This window comes from Glycomyces sambucus (assembly GCF_900102815.1).
In the GTDB taxonomy this organism is placed as follows: domain Bacteria; phylum Actinomycetota; class Actinomycetes; order Mycobacteriales; family Micromonosporaceae; genus Glycomyces; species Glycomyces sambucus.
The window spans coordinates 384,580-405,408 of the sequence record NZ_FNGF01000001.1; the positions used below are offsets into that span (position 1 = coordinate 384,580).

The following is a 20,829-nucleotide window of genomic DNA, read 5'->3' on the forward strand; positions in this document are numbered from 1 at the left end:
GGGGGGTGCGGGCCTTCGGCGTGCCACCCGGTCCCCCGTCGCCGCACCGGTCACCAGTCGATCGTGTAGCCGTGCTGCCAGGCGGAGCGTTCGGGGGTGGCGAAGCGGGACATGAAGAAGGGCATGAGGGCGTCGCGGAAGCGGGCGGCGAGGGGGCCGGCGGCCTTGGACTGGTTGGTGCGGGCGGCTTCGGCGATGACGCGTTCGACGCGGGCGCGGCGGCCCCGCTCGTAGGCGGTGAACGCCTCGGCGATCGGGAGGTCGCGCAGGGACCGGGCGAGTTCGACCGCGGATTCGGCGGCGAGGCTCGCGCCCTGGCCCGAGGAGGGCGAGGTCGCGTGGGCGGCGTCGCCGACGAGGGCGATGCGGCCGCGGCTCCAGACGGGCACGTGCGGGAGGTCTTCGAGCGGCAACGCGGGGATGAAGGCCTCGGGCGTCACGTGGTCGAGGATCCGCAGCATGGGCCCGGTGTCGTCGGCGAAGGCGGTGCGCAGGCGGGCGATCCACTGCTCGTAGGTGGTCGCGCGGAGGTCGTCGCGGTCGAGGCGCTTGTAAGGCAGGTTCGCGAACCAGCCGGTGCGCGTGCCGTCGCCGATGTGGCCGAAGAAGGCGCGGCGGCCGAAGACCATGTGGAAGGCGCCGCCGGTGTCGGGGACCGCGGGGCCTTCGGTGCTGCGCCTTTCGATGAACCCGCCGAGGCCGATGAGGCCGGTGTAGCGGGGCTCGGGCGCGGCGGGGTCGATGAGGCGGCGGACCGCGGAGCGGATGCCGTCGCAGCCGATGAGCACGTCGGCCTCGGCGGTGGTGTGGTCGTCGAACTGGGCGATGACGCTGCGGCCGGTGTCGACGGCGCCCTCGAAGCGCTTGCCGTGGACCACGGGGACGCCTTCGGCCTCGGCGCGGGCCTGGAGGATCTCGGCGATGCGGCCCCGTGAGACCGTGGTGACGGCCGGGAGGGCCGGGTCGGACTCGACGGTGCCCAGGACCTTGCCCGAGCCGGAGTGGATGACCATGCGCGGCGTGGGGATGCCCTCGGCGGCCACGTCGACGTCGGCGCCGACCAGGCGCAGGGCGTTCAGGCCGTTCGCGGCGAGCGTGAGCGGCCCGCCCCGGGAGCCGGTGCCGGGCCGGTACGCCTCGAAGACCTGCGCGTCGATGCCGGCCTTGCGCAGGGCGAGGGCGGCGACCGGGCCGGCCACGCCGCCGCCGATGACCAGGGCGGTCCGGGCCTTGCTGAGCAGTGGGTTCGTCATGGTCGCGACGGTATGGCGCAACCGGCCCCTCCCGCGTCACCCTCCGGTAGCGTTCTGGATTCGACCGGGGATGTACGGGGAAACCTCTTCGGAGCCCCTGATCCGCTCATATAGTGAAGCCGAATCACGTAGGGAGGGGTTCACGTGGACAAGTTCAACGAGTTCAAGGACAAGGCCGGCGACATGGCCGACGACGCCAAGGACAAGGCCGAGGACCTGTACAACAAGGCCAAGGAATCGCCGATGGGCGACAAGCTGGACGACGTGTCGGACCAGGTCAAGGAGAAGGCCCAGGGCCTGCTCGGCAAGTTCAAGGGCGACAAGGGCGCGCAGTAGCGCACCGGTCCGGAAGTCCGGGCTCCCGTTGAGCCGGCCAGCTGCGAACGGCGGGCGGACCGAAAGGTCCGCCCGCCGTTCCGTGCGTGTTGAATCCCTTTTAGCGCCGCTTGCGCTTCTTGGCGCCGCTCGGGCGGTTCTGCGGCGACCGGGACGGGCCGGAGCGGGCCGAGCTGCCGGACTTGACCGGCTCCTCCAGCAGCTCCAGCGGGATGTCGTCGGTCTTGGCCAGCTCCAGGCGGTCGTCGTCCTCGTCGCCGTCCGCGTTCTTGCGGGCCGGCTTCTCGGGCTTCTCCCCCGCCGCGCGGGCGGTGGCGACCTTCTTGTTGTGGCGCTGGAAGGCGGCGCTGCGCTCGGCCAGGTCGACCACCCACGGGGCGGCCAGGAAGATCGAGGAGTACGCGCCGACGATCATGCCGACGAACAGCACGAGCGCCAGGTCCTTCAGGGTGCCGACGCCCAGGGCGCCCACGCCGACGAACAGCAGCGCCGCCACCGGCAGCACGCCGATGATGGAAGTGTTGATCGAGCGCATGAGCGTCTGGTTGACCGCGTCGTTGACGGCCTCGGCGAAGGTCTGGTTGCGCGACTTGAGCAGCTGCGCGGTGTTCTCCTGGACCTTGTCGAAGACGACGACGGTGTCGTAGATCGAGTACCCGAGGATCGTCAGCAGGCCGACGATCGTGGAGGGCGTGATCTCGAAGCCGACGAGCGAGTAGATGCCGACGGTGATGACGATGTCGTGCGCGAGCGCGCCCAGGGAGGCGATCGCCATGCGCCGCTCGTACCTGATCCAGATGAAGGCCGAGACCAGCACCAGGAACACGATGAGGGCGATGAGGGCCTGCTTGGACACGGCCGCGCCCCAGGTCGCGGAGACCTCGGAGACGGAGATCGAGTCGGCCCCGATGCCCGCCGCCTCGGCCATGGCGTCGCGGACGGCCGTGGACTGGTCGCCTTCGAGCTCGCCGACGCGGATGATGTAGGACCGGCCGTCGCCGGAGCCGGCGACCTGGCCGGTGCCGACCTCGGCGCCCGCCTCCTCGGCGGCGTTCTCGACGTCCTCCAGGGACGCGGAGGTGTCGGCCGCGGGGACGGCGTACTGGACGCCGCCGGCGAAGTCGATGCCGAGGACGAAGCCCTTGAAGATCATGACGACCACGAGGGCGGCGATGACGATCCCGGAGGCGAGGTAGAACCGCTTGCGGTTGGCGATGAACTGGAAGTTCGTCTCGCCGCGGTAGAGCTGGCTGAGGAGGTTCGGCCGCTTCTCGGTCTGCTTGGTGCTCATCGGTCCTTAGCCTTTCGCGGCCGCGTCGCCGGCGACGGGGGCGGTCTTGGTGTGCAGGCCGGACATGGCCCGGCTGTTGAGGACCCTCCCGCGCGAGAGCCATTCGGCGATCGGGTGGGTGAACAGGAAGACGATCATGACGTCGACGATCGTGGAGATGCCGAGCGAGAAGGCGAACGCGCGGACCGGGCCGATGGCCAGGATGTACAGGACGACCGCGGAGATCATCGAGATGGCGTTCGCGGACAGGATCGTCCGCCGGGCGCGCACCCAGGCGCGGGGGATGGCGGAGCGGGCCGAGCGGCCCCCGGCCATCTCCTCCTTGATGCGTTCGAAGTACACGATGAACGAGTCGGCGGTGATGCCGATCGAGACCACGAAGCCCGCGACGCCGGCGAGGGTCAGCGTGAGGCCGACCTGGGAGCCCAGGAGCGCGATCGCCGGGTAGAGCACGGCGGTGGCGACGATGAGCGAGCCGAGGACCACGAAGCCCATGAGGCGGTAGTAGAGCATCGAGTACAGGAACACCAGGATGAGGCCGAGGAGCATCGCGTACATGCCCGCTTCGAGCTGGTCGACGCCGAGGGTGGCGGTGACCTCGTTGACGGTCTCGACCACGAACGTGGTCGGCAGCGAGCCGAAGTTGAGCTGGTCGGCGAGCTGGTTGGCGTCGTCGGCGGTGAAGTCGCCGGAGATCTGCGTCGAGTTCGTCGACGCCTCCTGGATCGTGGGGGCGCTGACGACCTCGTTGTCGAGGACGATCGCGACCTGCGAGCCGGTGTTCTCGGCGGTGAGGGCGCCCCAGTTCTCGGCCCCGGAGGAGGAGAACTGGACGTTGACGACGAACATGTTCGGGTTGGCCTGGTCGGTGCCGACGTCGGCCTGCGTGACGTCCGAGCCGAGCACGGTGGCCGGCTGGAGCAGGTACTTGTAGGAGACGGTCAGCGAGGGGTCGTCGGGCGAGTAGGGCTCGGGGGCCGAGCACGCCACGACCTCGATGTCGGCCTGCTGGACGGCGCCGGGCGGCCGGTTGTCGAGCTGGTCGCAAGTGATCTGCGGGACGAAGAACTGGACGTTCGCCGGGAGGAGCGAGACCTCTTCGGGGCTGAGCTCGCCGAAGGGCTCCAGGAGCGCCATGGTGGCCTCGTCGGCGGGGGCCGCGGTGAGGGCCTGGGCGGTCGCAGCGGCGTCGGCGCCGACCTTCGCCCACACGTCGTCGAGCGTGGCGGCCTCGTCCTCGGTGGTCGGGGCCTGGCCCGAACCGGACGCGTCCTCGCTCGTGGTCTCCTCGGTGGGGGTCTCGGAGCCCTCGGCGGTGGGGCTCTCGGAGCCCTCCTCGGTGGGCGTCTCGGACGCGGCGTCGGTCGGTTCCTCGGTGGGGGTCTCCTCGGCCAGGGCCTCTTCGAGCGCGGAGGTGTCCATCGTCGAGTTGGTGACGATGCGGAACCGCAGTTCGGCGGGGGCGCCGACGTCGCGCAGGGCCTCTTCGTCGATGTCGTCGCCGGCCACGTTCACGACGATGTTCTCATTGCCCTCGACGTAGACCTCGGGCTCGGAGACGCCGGTCGAGTTGACGCGGTTCTCGATGATCTGGCGGGCCTGCTCCATGGTCTCGGCCGAGGGCGGCTCGTCGCTGCCCTGCTGGTAGGCCGTGAGGGTCATGGACAGGCCGCCCTGCAGGTCGAGCCCGAGCTTCGGCGTGGGGAACTTCCACCCGGAACCCGCCAGCGCGGACACCCACAGGACCGCGAGCACCGCGAGCAGCGCCACGAAGTAGGGGGCGACTGCCAGGCGCTTGCGCTGGATCTTCTTCCGTGGGCGGTCAGCGCCCGTTACTGAAGCCAATGGTTCGGTCTCTTCCTCAGAACTCGGACAGGGGCGGGCGCAGTGCGACCGCGCAGACGGTAGCGGGCGCCGACCCGCCGCGGGGGCGGGCCGGAGGGAGTGGGCTCGCACACGTACCCTCGGCGGGGCTCATTCTAGGACGGGTGCCGCAAAGGGCGTGCAGGGCCTAGTACTCCTTGCGGTCCGACTTCCCGGTGTGCTTGTCGCCGTCGGTCTTGTCCTCGCCGTTGGCGAGCTTCTCGAGGTCCTCGTCGGTGAGGGTCGCGTCGGCTTCGGTGACGGTCTCCTCGACGGCCTCGGGCTCGGTCTCGGCGGGGGTGACGACCTTGGCGACGGCCTGGCGGGCGAAGACGAGGAAGGTGTCGTCGCTGGCCTCGATGGTGATGGTCTCGTCGTCGGAGTCGACGACGGTGCCGTAGAGGCCGCCGATGGTCATGACGCGGGCACCGGGCTGGACGTTGCTCTGCATGTCCTGCTGCTCGCGCTGCCGCTTCTTCTGCGGGCGAATCATCACGAAGTACATGAGGGCGATGAAGCCGACGATCATGATGATGAACATGAGGTTGGAGCCGCTGGCGCTGTCCTGCGCGAGGACGTCTGCGGATGCGAGCACGGTGGTGCCTTTCGTCGTGGTGGTCACGGTCTGGGAGGGTGACGTGCGCGGAGTCTATCCAATACGTGGTGACGCCCCGTCCCCACGCCCACCCTACGCGTCGCCGCTGCGGAAGAGTCCTTCGGCGCTCGGCGGGCGCAGGCCCAGGTGGTGCCAGGCGGCGTCGGTGGCGACGCGGCCGCGGGGGGTGCGGGCGAGGAGGCCGGCGCGCACGAGGAAGGGCTCGCAGACCTCTTCGACGGTGTCGGGCTGCTCGCCGACGGCGACGGCGAGGGTCTTGGGGCCGACGGGGCCGCCGTTGAAGGTCTTGACGAGGGCGGTGAGGACGGCGCGGTCGAGGCGGTCGAGGCCGAGGGCGTCGACGTCGTAGAGGTGCAGGGCCTCGACGGCGACGGCTTCGGTGATGGTGCCGCCGGCGCGGACCTGCGCGAAGTCGCGGACGCGGCGCAGGAGGCGGTTGGCGATGCGGGGCGTGCCGCGGGAGCGCCCGGCGATCTGGACGGCGCCGTCGTCGGTGATGCCGACGTTGAGGATGGCGGCGGAGCGGTGGACGATGGCCTCGAGTTCGCCTTCGGAGTAGAACTCGAGCTGGCCGAGGAAGCCGAAGCGGTCGCGCAGGGGGCCGGTGAGGAGTCCGGCGCGGGTGGTGGCGCCGACGAGGGTGAACGGTTCGAGTTCGAGGGGGATGGCGGTGGCGCCGGGGCCTTTGCCGACGACGACGTCGACCCGGTAGTCCTCCATGGCGGTGTAGAGGAGTTCTTCGGCGGGGCGGGCCATGCGGTGGATCTCGTCGATGAAGAGGACTTCGTTGGCTTCGAGGCCGGTGAGGATGGCGGCGAGGTCGCCGGAGCGCTCCAGGGCGGGGCCGGAGGTCTGGCGGAGGCTGACGCCGAGTTCGGCGGCGATGATCATGGAGAGGGTGGTCTTGCCGAGGCCGGGCGGGCCGGACAGGAGGATGTGGTCGGGCGGGGTGCCGCGGTGGCGGGCGCCTTCGAGGATGAGGCCGATCTGCTCGCGGACGCGGCCCTGGCCAATGATCTCGTCGAGTTTGCCGGGGCGGATGCCGGCCTCGGCCTTGCGTTCGAGTTCGGTGGCCTCGGCGGCGGTGAGGGCGCGGTCCCAGTCCTCGGAGCTGACGCCGTACTCGGCGGTGGTGTCCTCGTCCATGGGCTACCGCTTCCCCAGGAGCCGGATGGCCTGCTTGAGGAGGGTGGGGACGTCCTGGCCGTCGGCGCCTTCGGCGTCGAGCTTCTCGATGGCGGTCTCCGCTTCCTTGGCGGTCCAGCCGAGGGCCTGGAGGCCCTGGCTGACCTGTGTGCGCCAGCCGCCGGGGCGGCCGCCGGTCTGCTTGGGGACGCCGTGGAGGTCGACGGGGCCGATCTTGTCGGCGAGGTCGAGGACGATGCGCTCGGCGCTCTTCTTGCCGACGCCGGGGATGCGCGAGAGCGTGGTGGTGTCGGCGGTGGCGATGGCGTGGCGGATGACGTCGGGGCGCAGGGCCTCGATGGCGTCGCGGGCGATGCGGGGGCCGATCTTCTGGGCGCCTTGGAGGAGTTCGAAGAGGTCGCGTTCTTCGGCGGTGTTGAAGCCGTGCAGGGTGATCGAGTCCTCGCGGACGATCGTGGAGATGGCGAGGACGGCCTGCGAGCCGACCTTGAGGTTGGCGAGGGTGTGGGCGCCGGCGTGGACGGCGTAGCCGACGCCGTTGACGTCGACCACGGCGTAGGCCTCGCCGACGGCGGCGACGGTTCCGGTGAGCTGGGCGATCATCGGGTGCGCTCCTTCGCTGCGGCGACCGCCGCGGCCTGTGCGGCGGCGGCCTGGGCGATGCGGGCCTTGACGCCGCCTCTCCACAAGTGGCAGACGGCGATGGCGAGCGCGTCGGCGGCGTCGGCGGGTTTGGGGGCCTCCTTGAGGCGGAGGATGCGGGTGACCATGGCGGTGACCTGGTGCTTGTCGGCGGTGCCGTTGCCGCACACCGCGTTCTTGACCTCGGAGGGCGTGTAGGTGGCGGTGGGGAGGCCGAGTCGGGCGCCGGCGAGGAGGGCGATGCCGGACGCCTGGGCGGTGCCGATGACGCTGGCGACGTTGTGCTGGCTGAAGACGCGCTCGACGGCGACGGCCTCGGGCCGGTGCGCTTCGAGGAGGGCGCGGAGGCCGTCGTCGAGGGCGAGGAGCCGGTCGGCAAGGGGCGCTTCGGGGTCGGTGCGGACGACGTCGACGGCGATCATGGTGCCGGGCGCTCCGGGGCGTCCTTCGACGACCCCGACGCCGCAGCGGGTCAGGCCCGGGTCGATCCCCATGACGCGCACGCGCTCCTCCTGTCGCTCGGTTGTCGCGTCAGCTTATCCGGCCGGTCCGACGTTCGGTGGCATGCGGCGCGGGGAGGTGCCGCGGCCCGACAGGCGCGGGTCGGGAATCGGACTGGTGGCCTTCCCCATAAACACCTTGCCGGTCGGCAGGTCACATGATTTCGTTGTAGTCGGCAGTTCGCACCGGACCCGCCCCCCATCGGCGCAACGAGGCGACCCGTGATCGACCTGCCTTCCTCCGCTCCGCGAACCACCTGTTGGGAACACCTGTGTCTGCCGCTGCCTTCATGCCGCCCGCCGTCGCCGACGGCCACTCGCGACGCTTCATAGCCACGATGGTGTTCGTCCTCGGCGCGCTCTCCGCGACCGCGCCGATCGCGATCGACCTCTACCTCCCCGCCTTCCCCGCGATGGCCGACGCGCTCGGCACCCCCGAGAGCCGCATCCAGCTGACGCTGACGGCCATGATGATCGGCATGGGGCTGGGGCAGGCGGTCGTCGGGCCGCTCTCCGACCGCTTCGGGCGCCGCAAGCCGCTGCTCATCGGCATGTCGGTGTTCACGCTGGTGTCGCTGCTGTGCGCGGTGGCGACCAGCGCCGACCTGCTCATCGCCCTGCGCTTCGTGCAGGGCCTGTCCGGCGCGGCCGGCGTCGTGGTGGCCCGCGCGGTCATCCGCGACCACTTCGCCGGGGACGACATGACCCGCTTCACGGCCAAGATGATGTTCGTCACGATGCTCGCGCCGATGCTCGGCCCGATCGTCGGGGCGCAGCTCATCCGCTTCGGCCCGTGGCCGCTCATCTTCTACTTCATGGCGTTCCTGTCGGCGCTGTCGACGTTCCTGGTGTGGAAGTTCCTGCCCGAGAGCCTGCCCGCGGAGGAGCGGCGGGCGATGACCGGCCGCGAGTTCGGATCGGCGCTGGTGACGCTGGTGCGCGACGCGCACTTCATCGCGCCGACGATCGCGGTGCTCATGAACTTCTCGATGCTGTTCACCTACGTGTCGACGTTCAGCTTCATCTCCCAGAACGAGCTGGGCGCCTCGGCCGGGTTCTTCTCGCTGCTGTTCGCGATCGGGACGCTGGCGCTGCTGGCGGGCAACCAGGCGAACATGCTCGCGATCAACCGGACCAGGTCGAGCAGCCGCATGATCGTCGGCATGGCGATCTCGCTGGCGGGCGTCGTGTTCCTGGCGGCCGTGCAGCTCATGGGGGTCGCGAACCTGTGGACGGTGCCGATCGGCATCGCCGTGATGATGCTCGGCTGCGGTGTCGTGTTCCCCAACGCCGGTGCGGCCGCGATGTCCTCGCAGCCGCCGCAGATCGCGGGCACGGCCTCGGCGTTCATGGGCGCCACCCAGATGGCCGCGGGCGGCGTCATGCCGGCCCTGGCGACGATCGGCGGCGTGACGCTCGCGAACATGACCTTGGGAATCGGGGTGTACGCGGTCGCGACGGCGGCCGCGGTCGCGTGGACGATCGTGGTCTACCGCCGCGACCCGGTCCCCGGGATCGAGTAGACGGCAGGCGAAAGGGGCCCGGAGCGAATGCTCCGGGCCCCTTCTCGTTCGCTAGTCCTCGTCGAGTTTCGCCAGGACCTCGTCCGAGATGTCGGCGTTCGTCCAGACGTTCTGGACCTCGTCGGAGTCCTCCAGCGCGTCCACGACGCGGATCACCTTGCGGGCGCCCTCGACGTCGACCTCGATGTTGGTGGACGCCTGGAACCCGGCCTCGGCCGAGTCGTAGTCGATCCCGGCCTCCTGGAGGGCGGTGCGGACCGCGACCAGGTCGGTGGGCTCGCACAGGATCTCGAAGCCGTCCTCGCCGAGGCCGTTGACCTCGTCGGCGCCGGCTTCGAGGACCGCCATGAGGAGGTCGTCCTCGGTCAGGCCGTCGGCGGCCGGGACCATGATGACGCCGCGGCGCGAGAACATGTAGCCGACCGAGCCGGCCTCGCCGAGGGAGCCGCCGTTGCGCGTGAGCGCCACGCGCACCTCGGCCGCGGCGCGGTTGCGATTGTCGGTCAGGCACTCGATGAGGACCGCGACGCCGCCGGGCGCGTAGCCCTCGTACATGAGGGTCTCGTAGTCGACGCCGGCGCCGTCGAGCCCGCCGCCGCGCTTGACGGCGCGGTCGATGTTGTCATTGGGGACCGAGCTCTTCTTGGCCTTCTGGATCGCGTCGTAGAGCGTGGGGTTGCCCCCGGGGTCGGCGCCGCCGGTCCGCGCCGCGACCTCGATGTTCTTGATCAGCTTCGCGAAGATCTTGCCCCGCTTGGCGTCGATCGCGGCCTTCTTGTGCTTGGTCGTCGCCCACTTGGAGTGACCACTCATCCCGGCGTTCCTCGTTCCTCTTGCTCGTCCGGTCCGGCGCTCAGCCTCGGACCATGTCCACGAAGTACTGGTGCACCCGCGCGTCGGGGGTCACCTCCGGGTGGAAGGAGGTGGCCAGGCAGGCGCCCGCACGTACCGCGACGATCCTACCGCCCGGCGACCCGGGCCCCTCGTCACCGCTGTCGGCCGCGCCCGCGACCGTGGCCAGCACCTCGACCCCGTCGCCGACCCGCTCGACCCACGGCGCGCGGATGAACACCGCCCGGAACGGGCCCCCGTCGACGCCCGCGATCGCGATCTCGGTCTCGAACGAGTCGACCTGCCGTCCGAAGGCGTTGCGGCGCACCGTCATCGGAATGGCGCCGAAGGACCGCTGGTCGGGGCGCCCGTCGAGGACCTCGTCGGCGAGCATGATCATGCCCGCGCAGGACCCGAACACCGGGAGCCCGGCGTCGAGGCGCTTGCGGACGGGCTCGAACATGTCGAAGATGTCGAGGAGCTTGCTCATGGTGGTGGACTCCCCGCCGGGGATCACCAGGCCCTCGACCGCGTCGAGCTCGGCGGCGCGGCGCACGGGCACGGCCTCGGCGCCGGCGGCCTCCAGGGCGCGCATGTGGTCGACCACGTCCCCTTGCAGGGCGAGCACGCCGATCCGGGGCATGGTCATGAGAGAACTCCAATCCTGGGCGGCAGCGGGCGCCTCAAGGGTAGTCGCGCCGGACCCCGGCGCCTACCTGGAAGATCGGCACTGTGACCGAAACCGGCCTGATCACGGGCGGTGGGTGACGATCCGTTAAAGTCACCGATCGAAACAACGACGCACCCCTCGACGCCCGGGAGTATGCAATGGCCAAGACCTCGAAGCGCAACCCGATGCCCCGCTCGGTGCGGGCCGCGCGCAACACCATGTGGCTGGAGGCGGCCCTCGCCCTCGTCACCGGCGGCCTGATCGTGCTGCTCCACCGCACCGCGAAGGAGTTCGTGCCGCCCGCGGCGGAGCACGACGTCTACCGCGGTGCCGTCGGCCTGGGCGCGCTCGCGGTGTTCCTGCTGCTCTCGACCCTGCTCATGCGGTTCCAGTGGCGGATCCTGTGGATCCTGAACCTGCTGGTCCAGGCGGCGGCGCTGGTGGGGCTGGGCTGGCTGCTGTTCACCGGCGGGCTCTACTGGGCGCTCTGCATCGGCCTCGCCGTCGTCCCGATTACGATTCTGGGAACGCTTACCGAGCGCTTCGCCCGCCGCTGGTTCAACCACTAGGGCGCCGATCCCCGTCTGAGAGGCACGCAGATGCTCCCCCAACCGAACTTCGGCCGCGACCGCGATCCAGGCAAGGGCGCGCCCGAGCCAGGGGGGGACGACCCGAACGCCAAGCCCCGGAAGGTCCTGCGCCTCCAGATCGCCCTGTGGGTCCAGGTCGTCAGCGCCGTGGTGGCCGGGAACATCCTCGCGTTCTACGCGTTCTCGCTGCGCTCGGCCACGCTCGCGGAGCTGACCGACATCTACGAGGGCGCCGACATCGAGGACCCGGCCGAGACCGCGAGCCAGGCCCACGACCTGTACCAGAGCACGAACTTCCTCGCCTCGAACCTCGCCATCGCGGGCTTCGCGCTGGTGGCAGCGATCATCGCGGCGATGTGCGCGATCCGATTCAAGACCCGCCAGAAGTCGGTCCGCTGGTGGGCCGTCGGCGCCACCGCGATCCTGTTCATCGTCGGCATGTTCATGTCGACCGTGTTCGGCCTCTACGTGGCCCCCTGGGTGTTCGCCTCGGTGCTGGCCCTGTGGTGGCTGTTCTCCTCCGACATCCGCTACTGGATGGACGGCGGCGCGGCCCCGGAGAAGCCGGAGCCGCGCGCGAAGCGGGACGCGGTTGAGAAAGGCACGGTCGAGAAAGACTCGGTCGAGAAAGGCGCGGACGAGGACTAGTCCTTCGCGTCGTCCCCGCCGCCGTGCTCGGCGATGTAGTCGATGAAGGCGGCCCGCGCGAGCGGTTCGGCGGCGCCCCACTCCCCCTTGGTCCCCTCGTGCCAGATGCTGAGCAGGTCGTCGATGGCGACCCCGATCTCGGACACGTCAGGGTCGATGTCCTCGGCTTCGAGGGCGGTCGGGGTGTGCCGGAACAGGTCGATGAAGAACCGCCAGTCGTGGCGCTCGCGTGCGAGCGCGAAGGCGCGCTTCTGGAGTTCGGGAGTCGTGTACCGGTCGAGATCGGTTGCGTTCATGGCCCAAGCGTAGGCGTGTCGGAACCGGATCGGAGCCCGACCGGTTCTTAGGATCTGGCCATGCGCAAACTCGCGGTCGGCGCCCTCGGCGCCGCAGCCTTCGCGGTGATGACTCCCGCACCCGCCCATGCCGAACCGATCCCCGTCGACCCGGGCATCGGGAGCGGCGTCGGGACCGGGTTCCTGTACCTGGAGGTCGACCGGGAGGAGGGCGCCACCGAGCGCGCCGTGCTCTCGTGCCCCGGCGGCCAGGGCCACGCGCGCGGCGAGGAGGCGTGCATCCAGCTCACCGCCGCGGGCGGTGACATCGGCGGCCTCGAAGCGGCGGACGGGATCTGCACCAAGGAGTACGACCCGGTGACCCTCAAGGGCTTCGGGGTGTGGGAGGGCGAGTTCGTGTACTTCGAGGACGAGTTCGCCAACCACTGCACCGGGACCCTCGCGACCGGCGGGACCGTGTTCGACATCGCCGAGGACTGACGGCAGGGGGAAGGGCCCGGGGGATCCGCCCGGGCCCTTCCGCGTGCGTGCTACCAGCCGCGCTTGGCGAGCTTCTGCTCCTCGGGGAGCGTGTCGACGTTGATGCCGACCATGGCCTCGCCCAGGCCGCGGGAGACCTCGGCGATGATCTTCGGGTCGTCGTGGAAGGCGGTGGCCTTGACGATGGCGGCGGCGCGCTTGGCCGGGTCGCCGGACTTGAAGATGCCCGAGCCGACGAAGACGCCCTCGGCGCCGAGCTGCATCATCATGGCCGCGTCGGCGGGGGTGGCGATGCCGCCGGCGGTGAAGAGCACGACCGGGAGCTTCCCGAGCTTCGCGACCTCGGCGACGAGCTCGTACGGCGCGCGCAGCTCCTTGGCGGCGGCGAACAGCTCGGCCTCGTCGAGGACCTTGAGGCGGCCGATGTCCTGGCGGATCTGGCGCATGTGCCGGGTCGCCTCGACGACGTTGCCGGTGCCGGCCTCGCCCTTGGAGCGGATCATCGCCGCGCCCTCGGCGATGCGGCGCAGGGCCTCGCCCAGGTTGGTCGCGCCGCACACGAACGGGACGTTGTACTTCCACTTGTCGATGTGGTTGGCCTCGTCGGCGGGGGTGAGGACCTCCGACTCGTCGACGTAGTCGACGCCGAGGGACTCCAGGACCGCGGCCTCGGTGAAGTGGCCGATGCGGGCCTTCGCCATGACCGGGATCGAGACGGCCTCGATGATGCCGTCGATCATGTCCGGGTCGGACATGCGGGAGACGCCGCCCTCCGCGCGGATGTCCGCGGGGACGCGCTCGAGCGCCATGACCGCGACGGCCCCGGCGTCCTCGGCGATCCTGGCCTGCTCGGGGGTGACGACGTCCATGATGACGCCGCCTTTCAGCATGTCGGCCATACCGCGCTTGACGCGGGCGGTCCCGACCTCGGCCTCGGTCTTCTGGGTCTCTGACACGGTCACCGGCTCCATCTGGGTACGTCGCGGCTCTAGGGGTGCTGACCTGGCCGATTCTACGCCGCGACGGACCTCACAGGCCCGTTGATACAAACCGGCCGGGGGTGAGCGGTCACTGCACGGGGTCGTCGATGTCCCAGTACTCCGGGCGCGGCAGGCGGTGGCGCAGCCGCAGCAGGACCGCGACCCGCAGCGACCGGGAGGCGACGGCGTCGCGCACGAAGTCGGTGTGGATCTGGCGGGCCAGCGCGACCCGGCGGTTGGCCGATTCGAGGTCGTCGGTCCACAGCGGGTTGCGGGAGAGTTCGCGCAGGGCGTGGGTGAGGTCGTTCTCGGCGTACTCGCGCAGTTCGCGCTGACGCTGGGTGGAGGCGGGGACGGCGACCACGGAGAGGGCGAGGGCGACGACCTCTTCGAAGCCGGGGTTGCCGACGAACTTGAGGACGGTCTCGGCGCGGTCGTCGAGTTTGGCGATGAGGGCGGTCTCGGCGGCGCGGGCGCGGCGGTGGAGTCGTTCGACCCGCGCGGCCGTCCAGGTCGCGTAGGCGCCCGCGACGGCCGCGATCGCCACGATCACCGCCAGCCACCACATCGGGATCATCGTACGGGCATACGGGCGGGGCCGGGTTTCCGGCCGCGCCCGCTCAGCGGCGTTCGGCGCCGGCCTCGATGGCGGCCCGGTAGACCTCCAGGAGGCGGGCGGCGACCTCGGGCCAGTCGTAGCGCCTGACCCATTCGTTGGCGCGTTCGGTGTAGGCGGTGCGCCGTTCCGGTTCGTCGAGGAGGCGTCCGGCGCGGGCGGCGAGGTCGGCGGCGTCGCCCATGGTGAACAGCTCCCCCGCGCGGCCGTCGTCGAGGACGGAGCGGAACGCCTCGATGTCGCTGGCGAGGACGCAGGTGCCGGCGGCCATGGCCTCGGTGAGGATCATGCCGAAGGACTCGCCGCCGGTGTTGGGGGCGACGTAGAGGTCGACGCCGGCGAGCATGGAGGCCTTCTCCTCGTCGGAGACGGCGCCGAGGAAGCGGATGCGGGAGGCGGTGTCGGGGTCGAGGCCGGCGGTGGCGGCCTCGGGGTCGCCGCGGCCGACGACGAGGAGGTGGAGGTCGGGGCGGTCGGCGGCGAGGCGGGCGAAGGCGTCGCGGAGGATGGGGAACCCTTTACGGGGTTCGGTGAAGCGGCCCATGAAGCCGATGGTGGGGCCGTCGGGCTTGTCGGCGAGGGGGGCGGCCTTGCGGTAGAAGGCGACGGGGACGCCGTTGGGGATCTCGACGGCGCCGCCGCCGAGGTGCTCGACCTGGACCTTGCGGGCGTAGGCGCTGACGGCGATGCGGGCGGAGAGGTTCTCGAGGACGAGCTGGGCCATGTGCTTGCCGGCGGCGAGCATGCGGGAGCGGGTCATGGCGGTGTGGAAGGTGGCGACGACGGGGCAGCGGGCGTTGAGGACGGCGAGGCACGACAGGCTCGGGGTGAGCGGTTCGTGGACGTGGATGACGTCGAAGCCGCCTTCGTTGCACCACTTGCGGACGCGTGCGGCGGAGAGGGGGCCGAAGGCGAGGCGGGCGATGGAGCCGTTGTAGGGGACGGCGACGGCCTTGCCGCCGGAGACGACGAAGTCGGGCAGGCCCTCGGTCTCGGTGGCGGGGGCGAGGACGGAGACGTCGTGGCCGGCGTCGATGAGGGTCTCGGCGAGGTCGCGGATGTGGAACTGGACGCCGCCGGGGACGTCGAAGGAGTAGGGGGAGACGATCCCGATGCGCAGGTCGCCCATCAGGACTCCGGTGCGAAGTCGGCGGTCCAGAACCGCTGGAGCATGTGCCAGTCGGCGGGGTGGGCGCGGATGCCCTCCTCGAACGCGTCGGCGACGCGCTGGGTGGTGGAGGCGAGGCGTTCGCGGAGGGTCCCGGTGCCGGTGTCGACGGGTCCGGAGATGCGGCAGACGGCGCGGTCGTCCTCGTAGTGGATGGCGGCGGTGAAGAGGTCGACGCGGTTGCGGATCGCGAGGAGGGCGGGGCCGGAGGGGAAGGTGGCGGCCTCGCCGAAGAACTTCACTTCGGTGCCGGTGCGGCCGAGGTCGCGGTCGGCGACGAGCGCGGCCACATGCCCGGCGTTCAGTGCTTCGCCAAGGGCCGCTTGGGGATTGCGGTCGCCTCCGGAGGTGGGGATGATGTGCATGCCGAGGGCTTCGCGGTACTCCAGGAACCGCCGGTAGACCCCTTCGGGCTTGAGACGCTCGGCGACCGTGGTCACCGGGTCGCCGGCGATGCGCGAGACCCAGGCGCCGGCGAGGTCCCAGTTGCCGCAGTGGGGCAGGGCGACGACGGAGCCCAGGCCCTGGCGGGAGCGCGCGTGGACGGGGTCCCAGCCCTGCATCTCGAAGCGGCGCCGCAGGTGCGCGTCGTCCATGGAGGGGAGGCGGAACGCCTCGATCCAGTAGCGGGCGTAGGAGCGCATGGCCTGGCGGACCAGGGCCTCGTCGGGTTCGCCGCCGACGACGCGGGCGAGGTTGCGGCGGAGCTGGCGCACGCCGCGGCCGTTCCTGCGGGCGGCCCGGTCGGCGAAGCGCCTGCTGAGGGCGTACGCGGTGGACTCGGGGAGGAGCCGCACGCCGCGCCAGGCCGCCAGGTAGGCGAGCTCGGTCAGGCGCTCAGGCATCGACGTGCTCCTCGCGGGCGATCACCGCGCGGGCCTGCGCGAACCGCTGCCCGACGGTGATGGTCGAGAGGACGGCGAGCAGGCCGAGGCCGGATTCGAGCGCGTAGGGGACGCCGAGGACTTCGACCAGGACCGTCAGGCCCGCGATGATGAGGCGTTCGGGGCGTTCGGCGATGCCGACGTCGACGCGGGCGCCGAGGCTCCCGGCGGCGGCCTTGACGTAGGACACGAGCTGCCCGGCGACGAGCGCGGTCAGGGCGAGCGCGGCGCCGAGGTGGCGGTCCTCGGTGAGGAGGAAGTAGGCGAGGCCGGCGAAGATCGCGCCGTCGGCGAGGCGGTCGCAGGTGGAGTCGAGGAGGGCGCCGAAGCGGCTGGTGGTGCCCTTGACGCGGGCGATGGCGCCGTCGAGCATGTCGGTGAGGACGGACAGCGCGACGACGATGAGCCCGGCGAGCAGGTGGCCCTGCGAGAGCAGCAGGGCGGAGGCGGCGACCACGAGGGCGGTCCCGGTGACGGTGACGGCGTTGGCGGACACGCCGACGCGGATGAGGAGCCTCGCGGCGGCGTCGACGTAGCGGCGTACGCCCGCTCGGCCGGAGGTACGAAGGAACTTCGCCATGGTCTCCTGGTTTCTCGGCAGCGCCCAAGTGGGTGTTCGGGCGAGGTGGGTGCGGCGCCCGCGCCGGCCGGCCGGCGCGGGTCCATGTCCCTGACTCTAATGGTGCAGGGGCGGTCACACCCGCTCCCATGCGGCCGCGAGTTGGTCGCGGGTGTCCGCGAGGTACTGCGGGAGGGTCTTGGTGCGGCCGATGATCGGCATGAAGTTCGCGTCCCCGCCCCAGCGCGGGACGACGTGCTGGTGGAGGTGCCCGGCGATGCCGGCGCCCGCGACCTGGCCCTGGTTCATGCCGATGTTGAACCCGTGGGCGCCGAGCGCGGAGCGCAGGACGGCCATGGCCCGCTGGGTGAGCAGGCCCATCTCCAGGATCTCGTCGGTATCGAGGTCGGTGTAGTCGGGGACGTGGCGGAAGGGGACGACCATGAGGTGCCCGGAGTTGTAGGGGTACTTGTTGAGGACCACGAACATGGCCTGGCCGCGGGCGACGATGTTCCCTTCGCGGTCGTCGAGCTTGGGGATCTCGCAGAACGGGCAGCCCTCGATGTCGGCGTCGTCGCCGGTGGGCTTGCCCTCCCCCTGGACGTAGGCCATGCGGTGCGGCGTCCACAGCCGCTGGTACCCGTCGGGGACCCCGACGCCCTCGTCTTCGCGCTCTTCCACGGGACGATCCTAGGCCACGCGGACGGGAACCGGTAACGCGACGAAATCCCCCGGGTACCGTCGCTCGGTTAAGCTCCGGACGTGACGTTGCCCCAGCTGTACCTCGTCGTGCTCATCGGCTGCGTCACCGTGCTCGTCTCCATCGCCGCGATCCGGGCGACGCACCGGCTGGGGCTGCCGGCGCTGCTGGTGTTCCTGGCGGCCGGGATGGTCCTCGGCGCCGACGGGGTCGGCGTGGTGTTCAAGGACTTCGAGCTGGCGCAGGTGCTGGGGACGTTCGCGCTGGCGCTCATCCTCATCGAGGGCGGGCTGTCGACGCGGTGGCGGGCGATCTCGGGGCAGCTGGCGCCCGCGTCGATGCTCGCGACGGTCGGCGTCGGAGTCTCGGTGACGGTGACGGCGCTGGGGGCGCACTACCTGCTCGGGTTCGCGTGGCAGACGTCGCTGGTCATCGGCGCGGTGGTGGCGTCGACGGACGCGGCGGCGGTGTTCTCGGAGCTGCGCGGGGTGGGGCTTCCCAAGCGGCTCAGCGGGACCCTGGAGGCGGAGTCGGGGTGCAACGACGCGCCCGCGGTGATCCTGGTGATCGCGTTCTCGGCGGCCGAGGGCCTGCCGAGCACGTGGGAGCTGGTCGGGCTGCTGGTGTGGGAGCTGGCGGCGGGGTCGGTGATCGGCCTGGCGGTGGGCGCGGGCGGGGCGTGGCTGCTGCGGCGGCTCGCGCTGCCGGTGTCGGGCCTGTACCCGATGGCGGTGTTCAGCCTCGGCATGGCGGCGTTCGCGGCGGCGGGGTCGCTGCACGCGTCGGGGTTCATCGCGGCGTACCTGGCGGCGCTGGTGCTGGGGAACTCGCACCTGCCGCACCGGGCGGCGACGCAGTCGTTCGCGAGCGGGCTCGGCTGGGTGGCGCAGCTCGGCATGTTCGTCATGCTCGGGCTGCTGGCGTCCCCGGACAACCTCGTGCACATGCTCGTGCCGGCGCTCATCCTCGGCGCGGTGCTGACGCTGGTGGCGCGGCCGGTGTCGGTGTGGGTGAGCCTGATCCCGTTCCGGTTCTCCGCCAAGGAGAAGACGCTCTTGTCGTGGGCGGGCCTGCGGGGGGCGGTGCCGATCGTCCTGGCGACCATCCCGCGCTCGGAGCACCTGCCGGGCTCGCAGTCGCTGTGGGACCTGGTGTTCATCCTCGTGGTGGTGTTCACGCTGCTCCAGGGGCCGACGCTGCCGTGGGTGGCGAAGCGGCTGGGGCTGGCGCGCGCCGGGGCGGTGCAGGAGGTCGACATCGAGACGGCCCCCTTGGACGCCGTCGACGGCGAGGTCCTGACGATCACCGTCCCGAAGGGGTCGGGGCTCGCGGGCATCCGCATCTTCGAGCTGCGGCTCCCCGAGGGGAGCGCCATCGCGGGCGTGGTGCGCGGCGACCGCCTGTTCGTGCCCGCCAAGGCCGATCGGCTGCGCTCGGGCGACCAGCTCATCGTGGTGACGACCCCGAAGCTGCGCGAGGCGACCGAGCAGCGCCTCACCGCGCTCGCGCGGGCCGGGCGCCTGGCGCGCTGGCTCGGCGAGACCGGCCGCGACTGAGCGCCTTGCACGGGAGGGTGAACGCGGGCCCCGCGACGTGCACCGCCGCGCCATAATGTGGGTTCACGGCCGTTCCCATCCCTCGTGGAGGCACGTGTGCCGGTACTCCCCCCGCCCGAACCCGACCGCCCCACCCGCGCCCAGGCCGCCTTCGGCGAGTGCCTGCGGCTGACGCGCGGCCAGCCGCGCCTCGCCGCGCTCCACGACGCGCTCGCCGCCGCCCGCGAACGGCTCGGCCAGCCGCTGCGCGTGGCCATCGCGGGCCAGGCCAGCCGCGGCAAGTCCACCTTGGTCAACGCCATGATCGACCGCGACGAGGTGGCGGTGGGGCGCGGCGAGACCACGTCGGTGGTGACCGAGCTGTCGTACGCGCCCGCGCCCGCGGTCACCGTCAGGTACGAGGACGGCGCCGCCGTGCGCGGGCGCCCCGAGGACCTGCACCGGCTGACGGTCCGCGACCGCGGCGGCGCGCACCCCGCGCCGGGCGTGGCCCGCGTCGAGTACGGCGTGCCCTCGGAGTTCCTGAAGTCGTTCCGGCTCCTGGACACGCCCGGGCTCGCGAGCGTGTACGAGGAGGACGGCACCGCCACCGAGGACGCCCTCGGGCTGCGGTCCCACCGCGACAGCGAGTCGGCTCTGCTCGCCGCCGACGCGCTCGTGTTCCTCATCGACAGCGAGGTCCACGAGGAGGACTTCGCGCTGGTCGAGCGGTTCGCCGAGAAGACCCCCGGGAAGGTGACGCCGGTCTTCGCGATCGGGGTGTACGCCAAGTGCGACATGCACTGGCGCCCCGGGCTCCCCGAGGCCGACCCGCTGGAGCAGATGCGGCAGGTCTCGGGCAGCCGCCACGCGGTGCCGCAGCTCTCGCGGTACTTCTTCGACATGGTCGCGGTCGCGGCCGTCGCGGCGCACGGCGCGGCCCGGCTCACCCCGGAGTCCGTGGCGGGCCTGCGGGCCCTCGCGAAGGCCGACCCGGTCGAGCTCGCGGGGCGGCTGCGCTCGGGCCGCAGGTTCGTCGACGGCGCCGACTTCGCCCCGGAGGTGCCCGCCGCGGTGCGCCTGGACCTGTACGAGTCGCTGCAGCCGTGGGGCCTGTACCGGGCCTGCCGGTTCCTCGCCGCGCACCCGGAGGCCGGCGCGGCGGCGCTGCGGGCGCACCTGCGCGAGATCAGCGGCGTCGACGGGCTCAACGCGAAACTCGCCCGGCACTTCGGGAACCGGGCCGCGTTCATCAAGCTCCACTCGGGACTGCACCGGGTACGCCGGGCCGTGGCCGCCGCGAAATCGGGCGCCGAGCGGGCCGAGCTCGCGATCCTGGAACTGGTCGAGCGCAAGCTCAACGAGCTGGAGTTCGAGGACTCCAGCCTCGACGAGCTGAACGCCCTGGCCGCGTTCTACGCCGGGGACCTCGGGTTCACCGAGGCCGAGCGCGAGGAGATCCTGCGCGTCACCGGCGAGTACGGCACCCGGTGCGAGCAGCGGCTGGGCCGCGGCGCCGACACGCCGCTGCCGGAACTGGAGCGGCTCGCGGTCGAACGCGGCGACTACTGGTCGCGCCAGTGCGAGGGCGCGTCGCTGCCGGGCCGCGCCCGCCACGTCGCGCGGATCATCCGCAACAGCTACTGGCGCATCCTCCACCGCATCAGGCAGGCGCAATCGCTGCTGGACATCAAGGAGTGAC

The 20,829-nt window shown here is 71.5% G+C and carries 23 protein-coding genes; 7 read left to right on the plus strand and 16 right to left on the minus strand.

Annotated elements, in window-relative coordinates:
• Positions 1-50 precede the first annotated feature (50 nt).
• Positions 51-1,253, minus strand: a complete 1,203-nt coding sequence (locus BLS99_RS01780; protein WP_091042508.1) for an FAD-dependent monooxygenase — start codon at positions 1,251-1,253, stop codon at positions 51-53.
• Positions 1,254-1,397: 144 nt separating this feature from the next.
• On the opposite strand from BLS99_RS01780, the gene BLS99_RS01785 reads away from it, so the two are divergent.
• Positions 1,398-1,589: a YtxH domain-containing protein gene (locus BLS99_RS01785; RefSeq protein ID WP_091042511.1), complete on the plus strand. Its 192-nt coding sequence runs from the start codon at positions 1,398-1,400 to the stop codon at positions 1,587-1,589.
• 100 nt (positions 1,590-1,689) lie between these two features.
• Here BLS99_RS01785 and secF read toward each other — a convergent pair whose 3' ends face one another.
• The 6 genes from secF to ruvC all read right to left on the minus strand — a co-directional run bounded on the left by secF (position 1,690) and on the right by ruvC (position 7,650).
• On the minus strand, positions 1,690-2,880 hold the full coding sequence (gene secF / locus BLS99_RS01790) for a protein translocase subunit SecF (RefSeq protein WP_091042514.1): 1,191 nt from the start codon (positions 2,878-2,880) through the stop codon (positions 1,690-1,692).
• 6 nt (positions 2,881-2,886) lie between these two features.
• The gene (gene secD, locus BLS99_RS01795; RefSeq protein ID WP_143034655.1) at positions 2,887-4,725 is read right to left on the minus strand and encodes a protein translocase subunit SecD; all 1,839 of its coding nucleotides are present in this window, start codon (positions 4,723-4,725) and stop codon (positions 2,887-2,889) included.
• Positions 4,726-4,891: 166 nt separating this feature from the next.
• Positions 4,892-5,365 (minus strand): preprotein translocase subunit YajC, encoded by a 474-nt coding sequence (gene yajC / locus BLS99_RS01800; protein ID WP_218126157.1) that lies wholly within the window; start codon positions 5,363-5,365, stop codon positions 4,892-4,894.
• 66 nt (positions 5,366-5,431) lie between these two features.
• Positions 5,432-6,505 (minus strand): Holliday junction branch migration DNA helicase RuvB, encoded by a 1,074-nt coding sequence (gene ruvB, locus BLS99_RS01805; protein WP_091042521.1) that lies wholly within the window; start codon positions 6,503-6,505, stop codon positions 5,432-5,434.
• 3 nt (positions 6,506-6,508) lie between these two features.
• Positions 6,509-7,108, minus strand: coding sequence for a Holliday junction branch migration protein RuvA (ruvA, locus tag BLS99_RS01810; protein WP_091042522.1), 600 nt, complete (start codon positions 7,106-7,108; stop codon positions 6,509-6,511).
• A complete protein-coding gene (ruvC, locus tag BLS99_RS01815; RefSeq protein ID WP_176953163.1) occupies positions 7,105-7,650 on the minus strand; it encodes a crossover junction endodeoxyribonuclease RuvC in 546 nt (181 codons plus the stop codon). The genes ruvA and ruvC overlap by 4 nt, the downstream gene beginning before the upstream one ends.
• A 269-nt stretch (positions 7,651-7,919) precedes the next feature.
• Between ruvC and BLS99_RS01820 the strand changes: the two genes are divergently transcribed.
• A complete protein-coding gene (locus BLS99_RS01820) occupies positions 7,920-9,170 on the plus strand; it encodes a multidrug effflux MFS transporter (RefSeq protein ID WP_143034656.1) in 1,251 nt (416 codons plus the stop codon).
• 51 nt (positions 9,171-9,221) lie between these two features.
• Here BLS99_RS01820 and BLS99_RS01825 read toward each other — a convergent pair whose 3' ends face one another.
• Complete coding sequence (locus tag BLS99_RS01825) at positions 9,222-9,983, minus strand: YebC/PmpR family DNA-binding transcriptional regulator (RefSeq protein WP_091042526.1); 762 nt, start codon at positions 9,981-9,983, stop codon at positions 9,222-9,224.
• A gap of 40 nt (positions 9,984-10,023) precedes the next feature.
• Positions 10,024-10,650: a pyridoxal 5'-phosphate synthase glutaminase subunit PdxT gene (pdxT, locus tag BLS99_RS01830; RefSeq protein WP_091042529.1), complete on the minus strand. Its 627-nt coding sequence runs from the start codon at positions 10,648-10,650 to the stop codon at positions 10,024-10,026.
• A 179-nt stretch (positions 10,651-10,829) separates the two neighbouring features.
• Between pdxT and BLS99_RS01835 the strand changes: the two genes are divergently transcribed.
• A complete protein-coding gene (locus tag BLS99_RS01835; RefSeq protein ID WP_091042533.1) occupies positions 10,830-11,240 on the plus strand; it encodes a hypothetical protein in 411 nt (136 codons plus the stop codon).
• Between the two features lie 30 nt (positions 11,241-11,270).
• The gene (locus BLS99_RS01840; RefSeq protein ID WP_091042539.1) at positions 11,271-11,909 is read left to right on the plus strand and encodes a hypothetical protein; all 639 of its coding nucleotides are present in this window, start codon (positions 11,271-11,273) and stop codon (positions 11,907-11,909) included.
• On the opposite strand, the gene BLS99_RS01845 is transcribed toward BLS99_RS01840, so the two are convergent.
• Positions 11,906-12,205: a hypothetical protein gene (locus tag BLS99_RS01845; protein WP_091042541.1), complete on the minus strand. Its 300-nt coding sequence runs from the start codon at positions 12,203-12,205 to the stop codon at positions 11,906-11,908. The two genes, BLS99_RS01840 and BLS99_RS01845, sit on opposite strands and share 4 nt — an antisense overlap.
• Positions 12,206-12,265: 60 nt before the next feature.
• Here BLS99_RS01845 and BLS99_RS01850 point away from each other — a divergent pair, with 60 nt between their 5' ends.
• Entirely contained in the window at positions 12,266-12,685 is a 420-nt protein-coding gene (locus tag BLS99_RS01850) for an SSI family serine proteinase inhibitor (RefSeq protein WP_091042544.1), read from the plus strand.
• Between the two features lie 50 nt (positions 12,686-12,735).
• Here the strand turns inward: BLS99_RS01850 and pdxS are convergent, their stop codons facing one another.
• The 6 genes from pdxS to BLS99_RS01880 form a co-directional block, all read right to left on the minus strand.
• Entirely contained in the window at positions 12,736-13,656 is a 921-nt protein-coding gene (gene pdxS / locus BLS99_RS01855) for a pyridoxal 5'-phosphate synthase lyase subunit PdxS (protein WP_091042548.1), read from the minus strand.
• 97 nt (positions 13,657-13,753) lie between these two features.
• Complete coding sequence (locus BLS99_RS01860; RefSeq protein WP_091042552.1) at positions 13,754-14,242, minus strand: hypothetical protein; 489 nt, start codon at positions 14,240-14,242, stop codon at positions 13,754-13,756.
• Positions 14,243-14,285: 43 nt separating this feature from the next.
• The gene (locus BLS99_RS01865; RefSeq protein ID WP_091044716.1) at positions 14,286-15,401 is read right to left on the minus strand and encodes a glycosyltransferase; all 1,116 of its coding nucleotides are present in this window, start codon (positions 15,399-15,401) and stop codon (positions 14,286-14,288) included.
• Between the two features lie 8 nt (positions 15,402-15,409).
• Complete coding sequence (locus BLS99_RS01870) at positions 15,410-16,294, minus strand: phosphatidylinositol mannoside acyltransferase (protein ID WP_091042555.1); 885 nt, start codon at positions 16,292-16,294, stop codon at positions 15,410-15,412.
• Positions 16,287-16,913, minus strand: coding sequence for a phosphatidylinositol phosphate synthase (pgsA, locus tag BLS99_RS01875; protein WP_091042559.1), 627 nt, complete (start codon positions 16,911-16,913; stop codon positions 16,287-16,289). Before pgsA ends, BLS99_RS01870 begins: the two co-directional genes overlap by 8 nt.
• 114 nt (positions 16,914-17,027) lie before the next feature.
• Positions 17,028-17,573 carry an HIT family protein gene (locus BLS99_RS01880; RefSeq protein ID WP_245712124.1) on the minus strand — a complete coding sequence of 182 codons (546 nt, stop codon included), beginning with the start codon at positions 17,571-17,573 and terminating at the stop codon, positions 17,028-17,030.
• 81 nt (positions 17,574-17,654) lie between these two features.
• On the opposite strand from BLS99_RS01880, the gene BLS99_RS01885 reads away from it, so the two are divergent.
• On the plus strand, positions 17,655-19,148 hold the full coding sequence (locus tag BLS99_RS01885) for a potassium/proton antiporter (RefSeq protein ID WP_091042563.1): 1,494 nt from the start codon (positions 17,655-17,657) through the stop codon (positions 19,146-19,148).
• A gap of 96 nt (positions 19,149-19,244) precedes the next feature.
• Positions 19,245-20,828, plus strand: coding sequence for a dynamin family protein (locus BLS99_RS01890; protein ID WP_176953164.1), 1,584 nt, complete (start codon positions 19,245-19,247; stop codon positions 20,826-20,828).
• Position 20,829 lies beyond the last annotated feature (1 nt).

Bases quoted from the DNA above. Each gene is read 5' to 3' on its own strand.
- BLS99_RS01850 (WP_091042544.1), top strand. From the start codon at position 12,266: ATGCGCAAACTCGCGGTCGGCGCCCTCGGCGCCGCAGCCTTCGCGGTG.
- pgsA (WP_091042559.1), bottom strand. From the start codon at position 16,913: ATGGCGAAGTTCCTTCGTACCTCCGGCCGAGCGGGCGTACGCCGCTAC.
- ruvB (WP_091042521.1), bottom strand. From the start codon at position 6,505: ATGGACGAGGACACCACCGCCGAGTACGGCGTCAGCTCCGAGGACTGG.
- ruvA (WP_091042522.1), bottom strand. From the start codon at position 7,108: ATGATCGCCCAGCTCACCGGAACCGTCGCCGCCGTCGGCGAGGCCTAC.
- BLS99_RS01835 (WP_091042533.1), top strand. From the start codon at position 10,830: ATGGCCAAGACCTCGAAGCGCAACCCGATGCCCCGCTCGGTGCGGGCC.
- BLS99_RS01780 (WP_091042508.1), bottom strand. From the start codon at position 1,253: ATGACGAACCCACTGCTCAGCAAGGCCCGGACCGCCCTGGTCATCGGC.
- pdxS (WP_091042548.1), bottom strand. From the start codon at position 13,656: ATGGAGCCGGTGACCGTGTCAGAGACCCAGAAGACCGAGGCCGAGGTC.
- BLS99_RS01825 (WP_091042526.1), bottom strand. From the start codon at position 9,983: ATGAGTGGTCACTCCAAGTGGGCGACGACCAAGCACAAGAAGGCCGCG.
- pdxT (WP_091042529.1), bottom strand. From the start codon at position 10,650: ATGACCATGCCCCGGATCGGCGTGCTCGCCCTGCAAGGGGACGTGGTC.
- secF (WP_091042514.1), bottom strand. From the start codon at position 2,880: ATGAGCACCAAGCAGACCGAGAAGCGGCCGAACCTCCTCAGCCAGCTC.
- BLS99_RS01860 (WP_091042552.1), bottom strand. From the start codon at position 14,242: ATGATCCCGATGTGGTGGCTGGCGGTGATCGTGGCGATCGCGGCCGTC.
- BLS99_RS01870 (WP_091042555.1), bottom strand. From the start codon at position 16,294: ATGCCTGAGCGCCTGACCGAGCTCGCCTACCTGGCGGCCTGGCGCGGC.
- BLS99_RS01840 (WP_091042539.1), top strand. From the start codon at position 11,271: ATGCTCCCCCAACCGAACTTCGGCCGCGACCGCGATCCAGGCAAGGGC.
- BLS99_RS01845 (WP_091042541.1), bottom strand. From the start codon at position 12,205: ATGAACGCAACCGATCTCGACCGGTACACGACTCCCGAACTCCAGAAG.